This window comes from Arthrobacter sp. GmRoot5-12, from assembly GCF_059739365.1.
Map to the genome: position 1 here is coordinate 3,858,225 of NZ_AP046056.1, position 17,289 is coordinate 3,875,513.

18 protein-coding genes are annotated in these 17,289 nt (G+C 63.2%); 8 read left to right on the top strand and 10 right to left on the bottom strand.

Annotation, left to right across the window (positions count from 1 at the left end):
• Positions 1-40 precede the first annotated feature (40 nt).
• Positions 41-856 carry a response regulator transcription factor gene (locus tag AC6JAM_RS17900; protein WP_223991775.1) on the bottom strand — a complete coding sequence of 272 codons (816 nt, stop codon included), beginning with the start codon at positions 854-856 and terminating at the stop codon, positions 41-43.
• Between the two features lie 312 nt (positions 857-1,168).
• Here AC6JAM_RS17900 and AC6JAM_RS17905 point away from each other — a divergent pair, with 312 nt between their 5' ends.
• A complete protein-coding gene (locus AC6JAM_RS17905) occupies positions 1,169-1,636 on the top strand; it encodes a hypothetical protein (RefSeq protein ID WP_223991773.1) in 468 nt (155 codons plus the stop codon).
• Between the two features lie 173 nt (positions 1,637-1,809).
• Positions 1,810-2,367, top strand: a complete 558-nt coding sequence (locus tag AC6JAM_RS17910) for a hypothetical protein (RefSeq protein ID WP_223991771.1) — start codon at positions 1,810-1,812, stop codon at positions 2,365-2,367.
• A gap of 180 nt (positions 2,368-2,547) precedes the next feature.
• On the opposite strand, the gene AC6JAM_RS17915 is transcribed toward AC6JAM_RS17910, so the two are convergent.
• The gene (locus tag AC6JAM_RS17915; protein ID WP_497935387.1) at positions 2,548-4,071 is read right to left on the bottom strand and encodes an HNH endonuclease signature motif containing protein; all 1,524 of its coding nucleotides are present in this window, start codon (positions 4,069-4,071) and stop codon (positions 2,548-2,550) included.
• Positions 4,072-4,437: 366 nt separating this feature from the next.
• Positions 4,438-4,626: a hypothetical protein gene (locus AC6JAM_RS17920; RefSeq protein ID WP_223991760.1), complete on the bottom strand. Its 189-nt coding sequence runs from the start codon at positions 4,624-4,626 to the stop codon at positions 4,438-4,440.
• 18 nt (positions 4,627-4,644) lie between these two features.
• Here AC6JAM_RS17920 and AC6JAM_RS17925 point away from each other — a divergent pair, with 18 nt between their 5' ends.
• Positions 4,645-4,806 carry a hypothetical protein gene (locus AC6JAM_RS17925; RefSeq protein ID WP_223991758.1) on the top strand — a complete coding sequence of 54 codons (162 nt, stop codon included), beginning with the start codon at positions 4,645-4,647 and terminating at the stop codon, positions 4,804-4,806.
• A 31-nt stretch (positions 4,807-4,837) separates the two neighbouring features.
• On the opposite strand, the gene AC6JAM_RS17930 is transcribed toward AC6JAM_RS17925, so the two are convergent.
• The gene (locus AC6JAM_RS17930; protein ID WP_056390609.1) at positions 4,838-5,392 is read right to left on the bottom strand and encodes a DUF3090 domain-containing protein; all 555 of its coding nucleotides are present in this window, start codon (positions 5,390-5,392) and stop codon (positions 4,838-4,840) included.
• A 173-nt stretch (positions 5,393-5,565) separates the two neighbouring features.
• Entirely contained in the window at positions 5,566-5,997 is a 432-nt protein-coding gene (locus AC6JAM_RS17935; protein ID WP_488314544.1) for a UBP-type zinc finger domain-containing protein, read from the bottom strand.
• 176 nt (positions 5,998-6,173) lie between these two features.
• On the opposite strand from AC6JAM_RS17935, the gene AC6JAM_RS17940 reads away from it, so the two are divergent.
• Together AC6JAM_RS17940 and AC6JAM_RS17945 are read left to right on the top strand one after the other, a co-directional pair.
• Positions 6,174-7,928 carry an NAD(P)/FAD-dependent oxidoreductase gene (locus AC6JAM_RS17940; protein ID WP_497935389.1) on the top strand — a complete coding sequence of 585 codons (1,755 nt, stop codon included), beginning with the start codon at positions 6,174-6,176 and terminating at the stop codon, positions 7,926-7,928.
• Complete coding sequence (locus AC6JAM_RS17945; RefSeq protein ID WP_497935390.1) at positions 7,912-8,787, top strand: hypothetical protein; 876 nt, start codon at positions 7,912-7,914, stop codon at positions 8,785-8,787. Before AC6JAM_RS17940 ends, AC6JAM_RS17945 begins: the two co-directional genes overlap by 17 nt.
• Before the next feature lie 23 nt (positions 8,788-8,810).
• Here the strand turns inward: AC6JAM_RS17945 and AC6JAM_RS17950 are convergent, their stop codons facing one another.
• Genes AC6JAM_RS17950 through AC6JAM_RS17970 form a run of 5 tightly spaced genes read right to left on the bottom strand, consistent with a single transcriptional unit; the run spans position 8,811 to position 14,505 of the window.
• On the bottom strand, positions 8,811-9,977 hold the full coding sequence (locus AC6JAM_RS17950; RefSeq protein ID WP_497935980.1) for a hypothetical protein: 1,167 nt from the start codon (positions 9,975-9,977) through the stop codon (positions 8,811-8,813).
• An 11-nt stretch (positions 9,978-9,988) separates the two neighbouring features.
• A complete protein-coding gene (locus AC6JAM_RS17955; protein ID WP_497935393.1) occupies positions 9,989-11,278 on the bottom strand; it encodes a glucarate dehydratase family protein in 1,290 nt (429 codons plus the stop codon).
• Positions 11,279-11,318: 40 nt separating this feature from the next.
• Positions 11,319-12,230 (bottom strand): carbohydrate ABC transporter permease, encoded by a 912-nt coding sequence (locus tag AC6JAM_RS17960; RefSeq protein ID WP_018769423.1) that lies wholly within the window; start codon positions 12,228-12,230, stop codon positions 11,319-11,321.
• A complete protein-coding gene (locus tag AC6JAM_RS17965) occupies positions 12,227-13,177 on the bottom strand; it encodes a carbohydrate ABC transporter permease (protein WP_056390598.1) in 951 nt (316 codons plus the stop codon). Before AC6JAM_RS17965 ends, AC6JAM_RS17960 begins: the two co-directional genes overlap by 4 nt.
• Positions 13,174-14,505, bottom strand: a complete 1,332-nt coding sequence (locus AC6JAM_RS17970) for an ABC transporter substrate-binding protein (protein ID WP_056390595.1) — start codon at positions 14,503-14,505, stop codon at positions 13,174-13,176. The genes AC6JAM_RS17965 and AC6JAM_RS17970 overlap by 4 nt, the downstream gene beginning before the upstream one ends.
• A gap of 99 nt (positions 14,506-14,604) precedes the next feature.
• Here AC6JAM_RS17970 and AC6JAM_RS17975 point away from each other — a divergent pair, with 99 nt between their 5' ends.
• The 3 genes from AC6JAM_RS17975 to AC6JAM_RS17985 all read left to right on the top strand — a co-directional run bounded on the left by AC6JAM_RS17975 (position 14,605) and on the right by AC6JAM_RS17985 (position 17,286).
• Positions 14,605-15,438 (top strand): NAD-dependent epimerase/dehydratase family protein, encoded by an 834-nt coding sequence (locus AC6JAM_RS17975; protein WP_082581728.1) that lies wholly within the window; start codon positions 14,605-14,607, stop codon positions 15,436-15,438.
• 37 nt (positions 15,439-15,475) lie between these two features.
• The gene (locus AC6JAM_RS17980) at positions 15,476-16,285 is read left to right on the top strand and encodes an IclR family transcriptional regulator (RefSeq protein WP_018769419.1); all 810 of its coding nucleotides are present in this window, start codon (positions 15,476-15,478) and stop codon (positions 16,283-16,285) included.
• 68 nt (positions 16,286-16,353) lie between these two features.
• Positions 16,354-17,286: an ABC transporter ATP-binding protein gene (locus AC6JAM_RS17985; RefSeq protein WP_026265790.1), complete on the top strand. Its 933-nt coding sequence runs from the start codon at positions 16,354-16,356 to the stop codon at positions 17,284-17,286.
• The last annotated feature ends 3 nt before the right edge of the window (positions 17,287-17,289 follow it).

The window sequence follows — 17,289 nt, forward strand, 5'->3', positions numbered from 1 at the left end:
GGCGCCACGTGCGGTGGATCCTTCTTCAGGACTTCATCAGTTATGCCTGGCGGTACACCGGCCCTGGACGGCTAGTGTATTTGGGATGGGCGAGGACGTCGGCTGGCGCCAAGAGGCCCAACTCATATGCTCGTTGGACGGCCATTAGACGATCCCCCACATCGAGCTTGCGATAGATGTGTTCCAGATGTTTTTCGGCGGTGCGGGGTGAGATACGGAGCTTCCTGGCCATGTTCTCGGCGGTCGCCCCTTGACTCAGTAGCATCATGATGGCCATCTCGCGAAGCGTCAATTCAATTGTGGCGTCTTTCGTCAAGGCAGCAGGATTGCTTGGCGCAAGCCTAAGGTGCGCCGCAAGGCCCGTCAGGACCGGTTGAAGCATTGATGCCAACTCGAACTCTTGCTCGGTGAAGTCATCGGGTCGTTGGACAAGATAGGAGTCCATGTCATCCCCGCCCAGTTGTAGCGGGATGGATAGCTCATGGTTCACATTCCAGGGCCGAGCCATGTCGTCCCACGCCTGCTTCATGCTGCGGCCGGCTATAGCCTCAGGAACCCGCCCGATCGACTGCGGCCCGGTCTGCCCTGTGAAGGCATGCCAACGCAACAGCGGCTGGTTCCTGTAATCGAAGTCCCCCGGCGGTTCGTTGGGAATGTACCTAGGAGGCCAGCAGTCGATGATGCGATTGTCCCACTTCCGTGCCACATGGTTTCGCGTCGAGCATGCACCATTGAAGGACTCGGTAATCAGCGCAAGGAGCTGCTCCTCGAACCGCGCGGCGGGCCCTGGCGGCCGCTGAAGGATTTCCCCAACCAGCTCGAGCCACATGCGGTACTGCGCATCATTACGCTCCACCTCAGAATTCTAAAGCCGCAGGCAGGCGCGTGACAGAACGAGATGCTCATTAGGGGGGACCCTCGTAGTAGATCTCCGTGTACGTAACTGTGCGTATAGGGCGCGATGAGCAAGGTAAATATTCTGGGCTTATAAGGCGGAAAGCCTCAAGAGCAGTAGCGGATCCCAAGGCAGGGTAGACGCTCCCGACACCCTCAACGCGGAGCGCGTTGCAGGATCCAGGGCCCCGCGGTCAGGGACTGTGTCCCGATTATTTGTCCCGCATAGTCCACGGGACCTACTAACTCGCAAAACACAAAAGGGGAGATTTATATGAAGCGCCAAGCAGCACCCTTCGCCCTGGCGGCCGCACTTTTAGCGGGAACAGGCACAGCAACCGCCATGCCGCCAGAGCCAATTGGCGGAACCTTTCAATGGCCGTGCCCCACCTTTACGGCAGATCTGACTGTGACCGGAAAGAGCGGCACCATCTCGCTTCCTGGTGGCAGCAAAGCTATCGCCCCGAACCAGAGGGTTACGATCGCCAATCCAGAAACAGGCGAAGCAGTCCGTTACCTCATCACGGGCGTTACCCACGTCGCAACCCAGCCCGATGACAGCTTCGCCGTAACGGCAACAGGGTTGAACGTGATTCTGGTGCCCGAAGCTAACGGCCACGACGCCGGATTGTTCCTTACTCGTGGAACGGTCAACTGGACTCTCAACCCTGATGGGTCTGAGCGGACTTTGTTCACCTCCGAAGGCGGCCAGGTAACGGACGTCTGCGAACTCCTCGAGTAGCTCGAGGAAAAATGGGGCACCGCGAGTGGCTCGAGGTGCCCCATGCTCGACTCAGCAGCGCAGCGCGAGGACCACGATAGAACCGCGGCGAACGTATGTGGGTGGCGCACGGGTTCCGGCCCTTCTTCTAAGTCCGCCATGCGGTGACCTGCTAAGTGGTTACTCTCACTCCTATGGATATTTTGTACCAGCCGAAATGGACAGGCTTCGATGCTTTGAACGAACTCGGCCAGGTCGATTGGAGCCAAGTGGAGCACTGCTATGGAAAAGGCGTTGTTCCGCTGGGCCTCGAAGGTGACGTCTCGCGATCACTGGCTGCTCTTCGAATCGATCATTCCCAGGCCATGCACGCGCTGTACTCGAACATCTGCCATCAGGGCACTGTCTATCAGGCAACAGCCCATGCGGTGCCTTACATCGCGGCTGTCGCGGCCGGAAATGTGCCGTACGTGACCCGCACACAGCTCCTGGCACTCCTGGGGGACATCTCGATCGGAGGAAGTTACGTGGCTCCGCGTGGCTCTCACACGGGCGCCCTCGGAAAAGACGCAGACGTCCTTGTCACGGAATCGATTGCCGCCTCGATAGGGCGCCTTGCAACGATCCGAACGCCCAAGCTTGTGGCGCTGATCCAGGCAATTCAGGAGCTTCTTGTCGAATCGACCGACGGGCGCCGGGCCTCAGTCGAGTCAGCCATCGACGCCGCGATTACTCCGCTAACCACACCCTAGGACCTTTGACACTCCTGCTCTAACCGTAGGTAGGTGCCCCGAGAGGACCGGCCTTTCTTGCTCTCTGCCCTACGGCTAAGTTTGGGGTATGAAGGAACAGGAGAAGGCGGGAGGGGGGTGCTCCGCTGGAGTGCCTCCGAGACTTCCTTGGTGAGGAGACTTTGGCAGTCCTCCTGAACGTCAGTTTGGAGCGCGCCTATAGAGAAAAGGCCAAGTACGTTGGCGCGGGAATTCTTCTCCCGCAGATGGCGGTTCCCGAAAATAGTCCACGGTCCCCCTCACTGCGGTGGGCATAGGAGGATATGGATGTTGCCGTTCTGTGGCCTGCTGCCCCAACGAACACGGCCAGTGAGGTGCTTCCCAGTCCTGATGTTCGCTTTTGTATCTCCGCCCTGATGGTGAAATCCAGCCGGGCGGCTCGTTATGTGATGCGGGGATCGGTGTCCAGCCGCTGGCGTGTTTGAGTCTGTGGTGCCGGGGACAAGGCTGTCCCAGGTTGCTGATCCCGGTGGTTCCGCCGTGATGCCAGGCCAGGAGGTGGTCTGCTTCGTTGTCCAGGGACTGGTTGCTGCACCCGGGGAACGGGCATCTGCCGTCGCGCATTCGTAGCCAGTTCCGCATGGCCTTCGTCAGCCGGTAGCTCGTGCGGCCGATTTCCAACGGGGCCCCGTCCCGTGGATCTATGAGCACCCGATGGAACGAATCCGTTCCATTGGTTAGGAGATTCCGGGCCATGGAGGCAGGGATGGGTCCGAACCCGTCCAGCGTGGCCGGTTCCTCTGTCAGCCCCAGCAGTGAGAAGACGGGAACGGTGATCAGGACCTCGGCCCGGGGCGTAGGGACATCGGCCATGCCGGGTCCTCCGGCCCCAGCCCCGCCGCTGCTGATGCCGTTGTCGCTTCGCAGGACTGCCGCAGCAAATACGTCTGCCCGTAACTGGGTGAGAGTTCGGTTCTCGTGGGGCCCTTGCAGGCCCCGGGCGATGGCGGTAATGCGGTTCCAGATAGCAACCGCCTGGTCCGCGGGCAGGTAGGCAGACACCCGCGCCATGCCGTCCTGCTCCGGGGTATATTCCAGGCACCTGTCCCGCGCTCCCTTAGCATGGCGTTTTTCGATGCTGTCCGGGTGGTGCCGTTCGCGCCAGGTCCTGGCCTTCCTCCGGAACCTGAAGGCGGGCATCTCGCCGGCCGGGCAGCCGCGGGCAGGATTGGCCGCGTCAGCGCCGAGGAAGTGTGCCTCAAGTGCCCGCGCTGCGTCACAGTCAAGGGTGGCGGTCTCGTCCACCATCACCCTGGCGTGTTGCCATGAGACAGTTCCCGCCTGCAATGCTGCCAGGGTGAGTGGCAAGAACGTAGCCAAAGCATGGGATTGCTCCAACAGCATGCCCGCAGCCCGATCGCCGATGGCCAGTACACAGCCCACCTCGGCCGCTATTGCCATTTCCTGCGCCTGGACGGGCATGCCAGGAGGCGCGGCAGATCGCGCGGAATCCGCATATCTGGCCGTTGCCTCCGCCTTCAACGCAGCGACCCGGGCCTCGGTTCGTGAAATTTCGGCAAGGATGTCCAGGCACCCGTCAGCGACGGCGGCCAAGGGGTCGGTGTGCTGGGGGAACCCGTTACGGGACTCACCCACCTCGGCGCGGAGCAGGGCAATCGAGGCGTCGATCGCCTCAAAAGCCTCGACCACCTCTTCGCTTCCCATGTACTTATTATCCAAAGGGGGTGTGACATTTTACGGGCTGCCGCTCTGCGCCCACGATCCTTCGTCACGACAGGAGCCGCGTGCATAGCCGCCGTGGCGGGCGCGGGGGTGTCCCGATGACAGCACGCACTCTCGAAAGGCACCACCCTGACTGACCAGAACTTTGCAGTCCCGGCCCAGCACGCAGCGCAGACACCGGCCAAGCGACCCTTTTACAAGGGAAGCACCTCGTTGTCCCCGGAAGCGTCCCGCTGCTACCGGCCTGGCGGCGGCAGCGCCTCTCCCCACATTGAGTGCGGCGTGATGGGGTTGATCAACGGCCCGGAGGTCAAAACTGCCAGTTCCTCATCTCATCTGTGAAGGCCATTATTGAATGTACGAAGAAAAGCCGTGGAGGATCAGAGAAGTGTCATGCTGCAGGCCCTTATGTGCAGGTTGAATATTCGGCACGATTGGCATGTCGAACACGCCGATGACGGTGGTGTCTACAAGCGCTGCCGGCGGTGCGGCAAGGACGATGATGAGCGCACCGTAGGAGGTGGCAACTTCAGTCATTGGGCAGGCGGTTGAAACGTGGCAGCATACGGTCAGGTCATCGCACTGACCCTGAACGGTCCCGGAATTGTCTACACCCCATGGCCGGACCTTGCTGAACTGTGGGACAACGCTGACGAACCGGAATGGCGTGAATCACTTGAAGACCTCAAGGAACGGCTGCGGACAGCTTTGCGGTAGACCCGCCAGTTACCGTCCAGGCTCCCTGGCATCAGACTTCAGGAAGAGTGCAGGTATGCCCGTCGGCGTCCATGGGATAACCGCAGAGCGGGCATGCCGGACGCCCGGCACCCACTACCTCCCGGGTCCGTTTGGCGAATGCGCGGGCGGTGCCCACCGGCATCCGCACCAGCAACATTTCGGCCACGTCAGCGGCGTTCCCAGCAAGCAATTCGACGTCTTCATCAGCACCGACTTCAATGATCGGGTAGGCCTCTATCACAACCTGCGCCGTTGTCGGGTCCCAGCCCAAACTCATGGCGCCGGCCCTGAACTGCTCCTGGACTGCCTCGAGCTGGTCATTGTCGACGAGCTCGATGGGAGTACCCGTGGGAACACTGAAGGGATTGCCGTCAAGGGCGATGAGCTCGTCGAGGATTTCGTCAATCTTTTCGGCGAGCTGGGCAGACTGCTGTTTCTCCAGTGCGATGCTCACAATTTGCCTACCTGCACGTACCTGCAGGTAGAACGTTCGCGCCCCTGGAACACCGATGGTGCCGATGACGACCCGGTCAGGCCAGGCAAACTCATGAACACGTGTGGGCATGTCAGTAGTTTAGGCACATCAGGCTTCGTGCGCCGTTTGCCCGGCGGCGCCGCCGACCCGCGCATCGCCGATGTTGGTGCCTTTCGAGGGCCACAAAAGAGGTTGCCATCCACCCAGCCTCAACGGAATTCTCGCCGGCCCCGGTGACAGCAGGGGTGATACCCGGTCCGTGGTTACCGGTGCAGGCGCTCACGCCAGTCTGCGGGTACCTTGTCTGGCGGTGCAGGTGCTGGCTGCTCAGGTGGCCTGGACTGGGGATCCGGAAGCCTTGGACCACGGAAGAACTTCTTCGTGGTGTGATCGTAGAACCATTCCTCCCCGGGTTCGAAAGACCGTACGACAGGGTGGCCGGTGGCGCGCGCGTGGGCACTGGCATGCTGCGAGGGAGATGAATCGCAGCATCCAATGTGGCCGCACTGGGCGCAGCGGCGAAGATGCAGCCACCAGCCTTGGCCGTCACCGTTGAGGCAGTCCAGGCACCCTGATCCGCTGGGCTTGGCGGCGAGGCTGATTCCAGGAGGAGGGCGGTTTTCCTCGGGGTCTTCCATTTCATCCCTCCGGTCCTGCTCAAGTTCGGGTCCCTGCTTGCCTGCCGTCGGAGCCATTCTGGCAGAATTCGGGCGCCCCCGGAATGACAGAATCGAGGTAGAACGGGGTCCCAGACAACTCCGTCCCCGGTGGCGAAGGAACGTCCGGGAGGCAAGGGAGAACCCTTGTCCCCAATGTCCTTGCGCGAGTATCGTGAGCGCCACCGAACCATAGAACCGGAAAGACGGCGGCCATGGATGACCCGGTTCCGATCATGCTGATTGCCACCACCGACGCGACCTCCCGGCGCATGCTCGGAGATGAGTTGCGCCGACGGTACGGTGCCGATTACGAGGTGGTGGCCTGCGACGGCCACGCCCACGGACGGGCGGTGCTGGAGGGGCTCCGTCGCTGGAACCGCCAGGTCGCCCTCATTCTCGGGTGCTACGGTCCGGCTGACCGCGGGGGACTTGATTTCTTGCGGCGTGCCTACGGCTTCCACCCGGCCGCCAAACGCGGTGTTGTGGTGACATGGGGTGACTTCGAAAGCGCCCCGACTGTGTTCCGGGCGGTAGGGCAGGGGTACGCCGAGTTGGTGATCATACGTCCGGAACGTTCACGCGACGAAGAATTCCATGGGGCGATAACCGACGCCCTTGATGACTGGCAGTTGGCCCAAGGGGTGAGGTTTGAGGCGGTCCGGCTGATCGGGGACATAGGCGACGAAAGGACGCATACGCTGCGCGACTCCCTGAGCCGGAACCACATCCCGGTGGGCTTCCACCCAGTTGGGTCCGAGACGGCGGAACGGACGCTGAAGAGCCTGGGCCTGCGCCATCCCGCGCTGCCGGTCCTGGTGCTGGAGTTCACTGCTTCACCAGTTGTCCTTGAGAACCCCAGTGACCTGGAGATCGCCGAAGCGATGGGGGTGACGCGGCCTCCTCCGGCGGACAAGATCTTCGATGTGGTGGTTGTGGGAGCAGGCCCCTCCGGTCTCGCGGCCGCCGTGTATGCCTCCTCCGAGGGCCTTTCGACCATGGTGGTGGAGGGGGAGGCTGTGGGAGGCCAGGCCGGCACCAGCTCGTTGATCCGCAACTACCCTGGCTTTTCACGCGGTGTGAGCGGCGCCCACCTGGCCTACCGTTCATTTCACCAGGCCTGGACCTTGGGCGCTGACTTCCTGTTCCTGCGGAAGGTGGCGGGGCTCAGCGCGGACGGCCCGCTGTACACTGTGTCGATTTCCGATGGGAGTGCGGTGCGGTGCCGCGCAGTTGTGGTGGCCACCGGTGTGGACTACCGCCGCCTCGGCATACTCCAACTGGAGGATCTGGTGGGCAGAGGCGTCTTCTACGGGGCCACAGTCTCCGAAGCGCCGTCGATGGCCGGAAAGCATGTCTGTGTCGTGGGGGGCGGCAACTCGGCCGGACAGGCGGTTCTGCACCTTGCGAGGTATGCGAAAAAGGTAACGCTGCTGGTGCGTGGACCCACCCTGTCCGCCAGCATGTCGGAATACCTCATTTCCCAACTTGAAGCCACCCGGAACGTCGCGGTCCGCTTTGGCACCGCAATCGTGGGGGCCCGGGACCAGGACGGATTCCTTGCCGCCGTCAGGGTCGCCGCATCCGGAGCAGCCGAAGCAATCGCGGGCGAGGAGATCGAAGCGGGCGGCTTGTTCGTGCTGATCGGTTCAGTGCCGCGGACCTCCTGGCTGCCCGACACCGTAGAGCGTGATCCGGCCGGTTTTCTCCTTACAGGTGCCAGGGCTGTCAGTGACGCCGGGATGGACAGGGCTCCGCTGGCGCTGGAAACCAGCATGCCCGGCATCTTCGCGATCGGTGACGTGCGGGCCGGTTCCATCAAAAGAGTGGCCACCGCAGTCGGGGACGGTGCCACCGTGGTCTCAATGCTTCACGCCTACCTGGCCGAAAACCCCCTCCCGGCCTCGCCCCCTGCCGCTGGCGGGCCGGCCGCACCCGAGGAGCAGCCCGGTGATGTCCGCTTCAACTGAGGCCATTCCACTGATTGCACCGATGCGGTGGCTGCTCTACGTCGCTGCATTCCTGGTGTTTCTTGCCGGGCTCGTGCTGTTCGTGTTTCCGCTCCGGACCGATGAATTCTTTGCATGGACGGTCAATCCGCCCATGACGGCGGTCTTCCTCGGGGCGGCATACTGGTCGAGCGCCGGCTTGGAGGTGGCGGGCGCCCGTTCGGCAGGTTGGGAGTCGGCGAGGCTGGCAGTATGGCCCGTGTTCGTCTTCACGACACTGACCTTGGAAGTCACCCTGCTGCATCTCAACCGCTTCCACCTGTCACCGGACACGGCCCCCACCGCCCAAATAGCCACCTGGGCGTGGCTGGCAATCTACGCCATCGTGCCCGTGGCAATGGCCGTCACCAGCTGGATGCAGATCCGGTCCCGGCGTCCTGCCCCCAAATCCGTAACGGCGGGACTGCCAGTGCTGCCGCCTGCGCTCCGAATGCTCATGGTGGGTATTGCCGGGGTGCTGCTCATTTACGGCCTGGCACTCCTGGCGGCACCCATTCCTGCCGCGAAGTGGTGGCCGTGGCCACTGTCCGAACTCACTGCGAGGGCGATCGGGGCGTGGCTGATCGGTCTTGGGTGGTCTGCCGCGCAGGGCCAGTCGAGCCGCTACCTCCATACCGTCCGGCCCGTGGCCCTGACCTCCGTTGTCTTCGTCATTCTGCAGGCGCTTGCCTTGCTGCGGTACGGCGGTGCCCTGGCATGGCAGAGCGCCCCCGCAATCGGCTTCGTCACCATGCTTCTTGCCATTGGAGTTGCCGGCGGATGGGCACTCGGACTTTCCCGTTCGGCGACTTCTTTCCGGGGTCCCGTTCCATCTGCGTGAGCCTGATCGGCAGCGCTGAAACCTCAGCGCAGGCTCATCAGTCCTCCCGCAACAGCGGAGAGGCGCCGGGAGGAGGCAAGCCCGAGGTGATACACGTGCAGTTCCCTGGCTCCCGCTGCACAAAGCACCTGCCACTCGCTTGCCAGCCTGCCGCCGTCGGCCGTCTTCGGCGGCAGCGCCAGGACATACGCACCCACCCGCAAACCGGCGGCCAACATGGCTTCGACCGTCACGGCGCCTTCGCTGGGCTCGCCCCAGCAAGGTACGACGGCGGTGAGGTCACCCCGGTGCCCCCAGAGCCTGCTCCTGCGGAGCGCCTCCACCGGAACGAAGGGCCCCGTGGCCCAGGGGTCCGGCGTGGCGTGCAGCGACAGCCGGGGGCGGGAGCCGGTGGCTTCGATCGCTGCCAAGCACTCATCCAGCAGCATCGCCGTGGCATCCCACCGGACCTCCAGGAGGGGAAGGAACTCCGCTGCCCCGGACGCAGAAGCCGCTGTCATCCGGGCGTCACCCGCCTGCGCGACGGCAGAGCGGACCCGGCGTTGGTGCTCGGCGGCCGGCAACCCGCGGGCCTCGTACCCAGCGGCGCATGCATCGCAGAAGCACAGCGACAACAGCGCCTGCACCCAGGTTGAGTACTCGGCTCCCTCGGTCTTCTCATGCCGGTTCTGGTGGCTGAAACCCAGCGGGCCTGCCGCTTCGAGGATCAACCCATCCGGCTGTCCCATCTCCAGGACTTGGCGCACCAGGGACGCAGCGTAGGAGCGGACCTGGGGCTGCGACGGGCACAGCGCGTACCTGTAGACCTCTTCGAAGGCATTCTGTACGCACAGGGCAGGGCTGTTTCCGCCCACCGCGCTGGAATGGGTCAGAACCGTCCACGCGTCCACGGGAAGGCCTGCCGCCTGAAGTGCCGCTGCGGCCTCGGCGAATCCGTTCTCAGTCCCGGTCCATTCCCTGGCGCTGCCGGGTATCAGCTGCCGGCCAGCGAAAGCACCGCCTGCCGGAACGTAGAGGGCTGCGGACCGGGCGTCCACCACGCGGCGGGTGGGATGCCGTGGGGTTCCGGCCCGCACCGAGTGGTACGCGGCCGCAAGCGCCACGCGGTCAACGCCGGTGTCCTTGACCCATGACACCGCCTTCGGGTCGCCCAGTACATCCCACGGATAGAGATAGCCGGTAACCTGCATCACCTGCGGACCTACCACCGGGGGAGGGCAGCCGTGAAGTCGGGGACAAAACGCTGCATGTAGCCCGTGTCATCCCGCGCCGTCATGCGGGCGTCCAGGTACTGCTGGTGGAGTTCAGCCAGTTTCTCCCGGTTCAGCTCCACGCCAAGGCCGGTGCCGGTGGGAACCGGCACGCTGCCGTCCACAAACTTCAGGGCTCCGGGCTTGACCACGTCGTTGTGCCCGTTCCAGGGATAGTGGGTATCACAGGCGTACGTCAGGGCAGGCGTTGCGGCGGCGACGTGGACCATGGCAGCAAGGCTGATGCCAAGGTGGGAATTGGAATGCATGGACAATCCTATTCCGAAGGTTTCGCAGATGGTGCCCAGTTCCCGGGTGTGGCGGAGGCCGCCCCAGTAGTGATGGTCACCGAGGATTACCTGGACGGAATCGAGTTCCACACTCTTTTTGATGTGGTCGAAGGCCACGACGCACATATTGGTGGCAAGCGGCATGGGGGCAGCAGCCGCGACCTGGCCCATTCCCTCCAGGCCCGGCGTCGGATCTTCCAGGTACTCAAGCAGCCCGCTCGTTTCGGCCGCCACCCATTTCGAGGTCTCCACCGTCCAGGCAGTGTTGGGGTCCAGCCGGAGCGGAAGGTCCGGGAACGCTTCACGCAAAGCCCGGATAGCTTCAATTTCACGGGCGGGTGGAAAGACGCCGCCCTTGAGTTTGATGGATTTGAATCCGTACTCGGTGATCATCCGGCGAGCCTGCCGGACGATGCCCTCCGGATCCAGCGCCTCGCCCCAGCCGTCGGAAATGGCCGGGCGTCCATCGTGAGCAGGGTGTTCAGCCCACTTGTAGAAGAGGTAGGCGCTGAAGGGGACCTCGTCCCGCACAGTGCCGCCGAGCAGTTCGCTCACGGTCCTGCCCGTTGCATGCCCCTGGATATCCAGGGCAGCGACTTCGAAGGCGGAGAAGACGGCAGCCCGTTCAAAGGCAGAGAGATTTGGGTCCAGCGCCTGGTTGATGAGCCGCTCCATTGTGGAGGTTTCAAAGATACTGACGCCCTTGATGGCATTGGCGCCGGCGGCGAGGTTGTCCAGGCGGCTCTGGCCGCCGGCACATTCGCCCAGGCCCAGGAGCCCGTTGGCGGTGCGGACTTCAATGACCACCCTATGGACCAGGGGCTCGTGGACGCCGACGGCGTTCAGGAGCGGCGGATCGGAAAAGGCGATCGGTGTGATGGTGATGTCGGTGATCGTCAGGTCTGCCGCGGTGGGTGCCGCGGTGGCAGGAACAATTGAGCTGATATTCATGGAAATTCTTTCGTGGAGGGTTGGGGAGGCCGGGCCTTCCCTAGCCCTTGGTTGCGCCCGAGGTGATGCCGCGGATCATGGAGCTTTGCAGGAAGAGGTACACCAGGAGGCTGGGAATCATGGCCATCAGGGCACCCGCCAGCAGCACGCCGGGTCCGACTGTGGTGTCGTTGCGAAGTACCGCCAGTGCCACGGTCAGGGTGTAGTCTCCGGGGTCATTGGCCGCGATGAGGGGGAGGAGGTACTGGTCCCAGACCATCATGAAGCCGAAAATCCCGATGACGCCCAGCGCCGGCTTGCACAGAGGCAGGATGATGGTGAAGAGCATGCGGAACTCACCCACCCCGTCAAGCCGGGCAGCCTCCTCGATTTCCGCGGGAATCTCCTTCATGAATTCGCTCATGATGAAGATGGAGAAGCCCCAGATGCCCACCGGCAGGATGACGGCAAGGACGGTTCCCCGCAAACTGATGCCCAGCAGCGGGAGGTCACCCAACACCAGGGACAGGGGGATGCCGATGATCTCCTCGGGGAGCATCATGGTCATCAGGACCAGCAGGAGGACCAGGGCCTGTCCCCGGAATTTCCTGCGGCTGAGGCTGTAGGCGGCGAACACGGAAACGGTCATTTGGAGCAGGAGCCCTCCGCCGGCCACCACCAGGGAGTTCAGCAGGTAACCCCACAGACCCTGCTGCTGTGCTGCCTGGAAGTTCTGGAGCGTGAATGTCTTGGGCAGCAGCGAAATCTCGGTCGGGCTGGAGTTCCGGTCAAAAGCGCCGGAGATGATGGCCAGGAACGGCAGGGCGAAAATGCAGAACACCAGTGCGCAGAGCAGCATCCGCAGGACCATGTTGGGTCCAAAACGGGGCGACCATCCCAGGGCCGTGTCGAACCTGGCGGAGGACGACGGCCTGGCCGTGCGGGAGTTCTTTCGGGTCAGTGTCTGGCTCATCGTGCTGCCTTCCTTTTGGCCAGGAGCTGGGTTCCAACGGTCAGGAGCAGGGTGGCCACCAGGAGCAGGACTGCCGCGGCAGAGGCCACGCCAATATCGTTCCGCTGGAATCCCAGGGAATACATGCGGGTCATCCACACCTCTGTTGAGCCGGCCGGGCCGCCTCCGGTAAGTACGTACACTTCCGTGAAGCTGCGCAGGCTGCGGATGGCTGCCAACGTCAGGACGATCACCAGTGAAGGACGAAGGGCCGGCAGCGTGATGTACCGCAGTCGCTGCCAGACCGTGGCTCCGTCCACGCCCGCAGACTCATATAGGGAGCGGTCCACCCCGGTGAGCCCGGCGAGGATGATCACCATGTTGTAGGGCGCGCCGCTCCAGATGCCGACGACGGCGATGGACCAAAGTGCCGTGTCCGTACCGTTGAGGAACTGCAGCGGGCCGAGTCCTAGCCAGCCCAGGATGCTGTTGAGGGGTCCGTCCGGTGTGGGGAAGTACAACAGGCGCCAGATTTCGCCCACCACAGCCAGCGCCGTGACGACAGGGAGGAAAATGGTGGTGCGGAGGATCCACAGTGACCGTGCCTGCCCTTCCAGGAGCAGGGCCAGAAGAAAGCCCACCACCAGTGCGCCGAGGGTCTGGGTGACGCCCAGGACCACAGTGTGTCCGAGGGCCTCCAAGAAGCGTGCATCCGTCAGCACGCCAACATAGTTGTCGAAGCCGACGAAAACGTCACCCAGGAACGGCTGCACTTTGAAAAAGCTCAGCCGAATGCCTTCGGCCATGGGGATGAATTTGAAGTAGAGGCCCAGGACGGCGGCCGGCACCAGGAACAACCAGATGGCCATGGTCTGTCTGCCGTTGCGGCGTTTGCTGCGGGGGGCCGGTGGCGCTGACTCCGGCTCCGCCGTCAAGGCACCTGCCGGTTTCGTTGGTGTTGCGGTCATGACTTGGCGTTCTGGCTTGTCAGTTCGTTGGTGATGGCCGAGTCGAGATCCTTAAGGCCGGACGCCACGTTATCCGCCGCGCAGTCCGAGAAGATCTTGTTCAGGGATTCGGCGGCTGCCTGCTTGATCGGCACGAAGTTGATGGCCGAGGGGAAGGACTTTGACGAGTTCTTCAGCGCGTCCTGGACGACGGTCCACCGGGGATCGTTGTAGACGGCGGCAGCATCGACGTCGGAATTGACGGGTACGCGGACAATCGGCTGCTTGCCGGCGGTCATGCCCGCCTTTTGCCCGTCGGCGGACACGAGGTAGTCGATAACCTGCTTTGTCTGGTCCTTTTTGCCGTTGGTGGCAGTGACATAGATGTTCTCGCCTTCGGCCAGGACTGTGTTGTCCACCGAACCCTTGGGAGTTTCGATGACTTCGTACCGGTCCTTGCCCAGCGCCGTATCAAACGAGGAGAAGTTGTAGGGGCCGGTGAGAATGATCCCGGTCTTTCCGGTCTGGAAAAAGGGTGACGCAGCGCTGGTGGCCGCCGTCAGTGCGCCCGGCTGCGTGTTGCCGGGCGTGCAGAACTGTTGCTTGATCCAGGTGACGCCTTTCTGGCTTTCACTGCTTGCGGCGGAAGCGGTGTACTTTCCGTTGCCGTTGTCCTTCAGGTAGGCGCCGCCGTCCTGCCAAAGGTACGATGAGGCCCACCAACCCAGGTATCCACGTTCGGTGGATCCCGGAACGGTCATCCCGAAAGTGTCTGCCTGGCCATTTCCGTCCGGGTCCTGTGTAGCGAATGCGGTGGCCAGCGCCGCGAGGTCTTCCTGCGTCTTGGGAACGGGGAGACCCAGCTTCTCGCGCCAGTCCTTCCTGATCATGGTCACCATCGTCTGGCGAGAGAACGGGACCCCGTAAGTAGCCCCGTCCTGGCCCACTGCCTCATTCCACAGGGAGTCGGAGATCTTGTCGCCTCCGTCCACCGCTGACTTGTCCAGTTTCTGCAGGTAGCCCTGGGAAGTGTAGTTGCCAAGAGCCGCGGAGTCGTTGATGACGATATCCGGAAGCTTCTTGGAGGCCGCCCTGGTCTGTAGTTGCTGGTCCAGGTCCGGCACCCCCTGGAAGTTGACCGGGATACCGGTCTTTGCCGTGAATTCCTTGAACAGCGCCGCGTAGGTCGTGGAGGCGTCGGTGCCGGCGCGCGCCCAGACCTCGATGGGCTGGCCGTCATCCTTGGCCGCAGGGGCGGACGACCCGCTGCCACAGCCCGTTAGCAGGGTGGCTGAGGTCACCGCCAATGCCAGAGCCGCACGGGAGCGTGCCTTGAGCTTCGAATCCACTCTGATTCTCCTTTTACATATATAAACATCTGCTATCATCTGAAACATACTTCATGAGAGTATGATTAGCATCACAGGCTGTCAACCATTGGAGGAAACTTGCCGGCAGCACAGAAAGCACAGGCGATCGCCATGACGGGTGGTGCCGGCATGATGGCCACGTTGCTGCGTCCCTACCTTGCTGATGCCGGATATGAAGTCCGGCTGCTGGACCTGGTGGAAGCCCGGAATTTGCGTCCCAACGAGGTTGCCCTGGTGGGATCCGTAACTGATCCAGATTTCATGAACACGTCCCTCAGGGCCACATCCGGGGTTGTCCACCTGGGCGGACTCCACCGGGAAATGACCTGGCAGGAAATCGTTGCCACCAACATCACCGGCACCCAGGTGACGCTGGAAGCAGCCCGCCGCAACGGCGTCGAACGCGTATTGCTGGCCAGTTCCACGCACGCCGTGGGCTTCCACGACCTTGCTGATGCCGCGGCGGATGCTGTACTTCCGCCGCGGCCCGATACGTACTACGGGGTCAGCAAAGTGGCCGCGGAAGCGCTCGGCAGCCTGTATGCGGACAAGTACGGAATGAAAGTGGTCAGTGCCCGGATAGGTACCGGCGGCCAGCGCCCGGGCAACGCCAGGACCCTTGGTTCGTGGCTTTCCCCGGCGGATTCGTTCAGGCTCGTGGAGGCGGCGCTGAACGACCTCGGTGCCCCGGGCCATCACGTGGTGTGGGCTGTCTCGGCCAACACCCGCGGCTGGGCGAACCTCCAGGCAGGACGGCGCATCGGCTACGACCCGCAGGACGACGCGGAGCTCTATGCCAATGAGGTCGATACTTCCGGGGGGAACGCTGAAACGGGACTCCTAGGCGGGTTTTGGGCCAGCGATGGTCATAGGGTAGGTATGGACAACTACCCGCACCTGGCCGCGAAATGAGCTGCCGCAGTCCGGTGCGGCGAAAGGGGGAGCGGTAATGGCACCGCTGGATGTACAGGCCGGCACGCGGGGGGACGCGCCCGGCGACGTCAAACTGGTCAAGTCCGCAGAGCGGACCATCGCCATCCTTGAGCTCCTGGCGTCCGCTCCGCAGCCGCTCACCACCGCCGAGATCTTCAAGCAGACCGGGTATCCCCGTTCCAGCCTGCACTGGCTGCTGTTGACGCTCCTGGAGCTCAACTGGATCGAGCAAACACCGGAGGGCGCCTATAGGATCGGCACGCATGCCCTGCTGTGCGGTACGGCGTACCTGGACAGGGATCCGGTGATGGAACACGTTTCGGCCATTCTGGAAAAGGTCCGCAATGCCACGACCTTCACTACCCACTACGCCCGCATCGACCGGTCCGACGTCATCTATCTTGCAACCCGGCAGGCTGTAGACCGGCGCCGGCTGTCCTCAAGGGTAGGGCGCAAGCTTCCGGCCCAAGTGACGGCCCTGGGCAAAGCCATCCTCTCCGAGTACACGGATACGGAGGTCCGGCAGCGGCTTGGCGGCGGGCCCTATCCCCAGCTGACCCCGAACAGCGTCCCTGATTTCGAGGCGCTTCAGGCCGAGCTGACTGAGTTCCGGAAGACGGGCCATGCCATTGAGTGGGAGCAAAACACGGTGGGGCTTTGCTGCGTTAGCGTGGTGGTTCCGTACCGCATCCCCGGGACGGACGCCATGAGCTGCTCCATGCCGGTGGAACTTGCCACAGACGACGTCATCTCGAAAACCGTGGAGACGCTCCACTCAGCCGCAGGTGAACTGGCCCGGACCCTTCGTGCCGCGGGGATCCGGTAGGTCCGGAGTCTGAGCCCAACCGGGCACTTGCGCGACACGAGCAGATCGGTAACCGCTAGTCTGAAACCATGACGATGGGGGACACGGCGCAGGAGCCGCTGGTGCACATTCAGGACTTCCGGATGGACTTCGGGGACACCACGGTCATCCGGGATCTGTCCTTCGACGTGCACGCGGGGGAGACGTTCGGTTTCCTGGGGTCCAATGGATCCGGGAAGACCACCACTTTGCGGGCGCTGCTGGGCATCTACCAGCCCACCGCGGGGATCCTGCACATAGGGGGCAAAGCCTTTGAGCCCCGCGACGGGGCCCGTCTCGGATACCTGCCGGAAGAGCGCGGCCTGTACAAAAAGGAACACGTCCTGGATGTCATGGTCTACTTCGGCCGGCTCAAGGGCCTGTCCAAGGCCGCGGCCCGGTCCTGGTCCGGACACTATTTGGAGCGGGTGGGTCTGGCCGACAAGGCAAAGTCCCGGTTGGACAAGCTCTCCAGCGGCCAACAGCAAAAGGTCCAGTTGGGCGTGACGATCATGAACGATCCCGAACTGCTTATTTTGGACGAGCCGACCAAGGGCTTTGACCCCGTGAACCGGCGGCTGCTGATGGACATTATCGAAGAGCACAAGCGGGCCGGCGCCACCGTCATCATGGTCACCCACCAGATGGAAGAAGTCGAACGGCTGTGTGACCGGGTAATCCTGCTCAAAGACGGAGTCTCCCACGCTTACGGGACGGTGGAAGAGGTCCAGGAAGAGTTCGGCGGCACCGTCTACCGGGTCACCCACGACGGACCGTTGCCCGCATCGGCACTGTTCGACGTCGTCGACGACGTGGACGGGGTCGCCGAACTGGCGCCGCGCCCCGGGTCCAGTGAGGCCGCGGTGCTGCGCGAGCTGGTCGAAGCCGGGGCCGTGGTCCGGTCATTCACGCCGGCCCGGATCTCCCTGGATGAGATCTTCATCAAGGTGTACGGCGAACAGCACGAACTGGCGGAAGGCTGAACA

Bases quoted from the DNA above. Each gene is read 5' to 3' on its own strand.
- AC6JAM_RS17930 (WP_056390609.1), bottom strand. From the start codon at position 5,392: ATGCCCACACGTGTTCATGAGTTTGCCTGGCCTGACCGGGTCGTCATC.
- AC6JAM_RS17945 (WP_497935390.1), top strand. From the start codon at position 7,912: ATGTCCGCTTCAACTGAGGCCATTCCACTGATTGCACCGATGCGGTGG.
- AC6JAM_RS17980 (WP_018769419.1), top strand. From the start codon at position 15,476: ATGGCACCGCTGGATGTACAGGCCGGCACGCGGGGGGACGCGCCCGGC.
- AC6JAM_RS17965 (WP_056390598.1), bottom strand. From the start codon at position 13,177: ATGACCGCAACACCAACGAAACCGGCAGGTGCCTTGACGGCGGAGCCG.
- AC6JAM_RS17905 (WP_223991773.1), top strand. From the start codon at position 1,169: ATGAAGCGCCAAGCAGCACCCTTCGCCCTGGCGGCCGCACTTTTAGCG.
- AC6JAM_RS17910 (WP_223991771.1), top strand. From the start codon at position 1,810: ATGGATATTTTGTACCAGCCGAAATGGACAGGCTTCGATGCTTTGAAC.
- AC6JAM_RS17950 (WP_497935980.1), bottom strand. From the start codon at position 9,977: ATGCAGGTTACCGGCTATCTCTATCCGTGGGATGTACTGGGCGACCCG.
- AC6JAM_RS17935 (WP_488314544.1), bottom strand. From the start codon at position 5,997: ATGGCTCCGACGGCAGGCAAGCAGGGACCCGAACTTGAGCAGGACCGG.
- AC6JAM_RS17915 (WP_497935387.1), bottom strand. From the start codon at position 4,071: ATGGGAAGCGAAGAGGTGGTCGAGGCTTTTGAGGCGATCGACGCCTCG.
- AC6JAM_RS17960 (WP_018769423.1), bottom strand. From the start codon at position 12,230: ATGAGCCAGACACTGACCCGAAAGAACTCCCGCACGGCCAGGCCGTCG.
- AC6JAM_RS17985 (WP_026265790.1), top strand. From the start codon at position 16,354: ATGACGATGGGGGACACGGCGCAGGAGCCGCTGGTGCACATTCAGGAC.
- AC6JAM_RS17955 (WP_497935393.1), bottom strand. From the start codon at position 11,278: ATGAATATCAGCTCAATTGTTCCTGCCACCGCGGCACCCACCGCGGCA.
- AC6JAM_RS17920 (WP_223991760.1), bottom strand. From the start codon at position 4,626: ATGACTGAAGTTGCCACCTCCTACGGTGCGCTCATCATCGTCCTTGCC.
- AC6JAM_RS17940 (WP_497935389.1), top strand. From the start codon at position 6,174: ATGGATGACCCGGTTCCGATCATGCTGATTGCCACCACCGACGCGACC.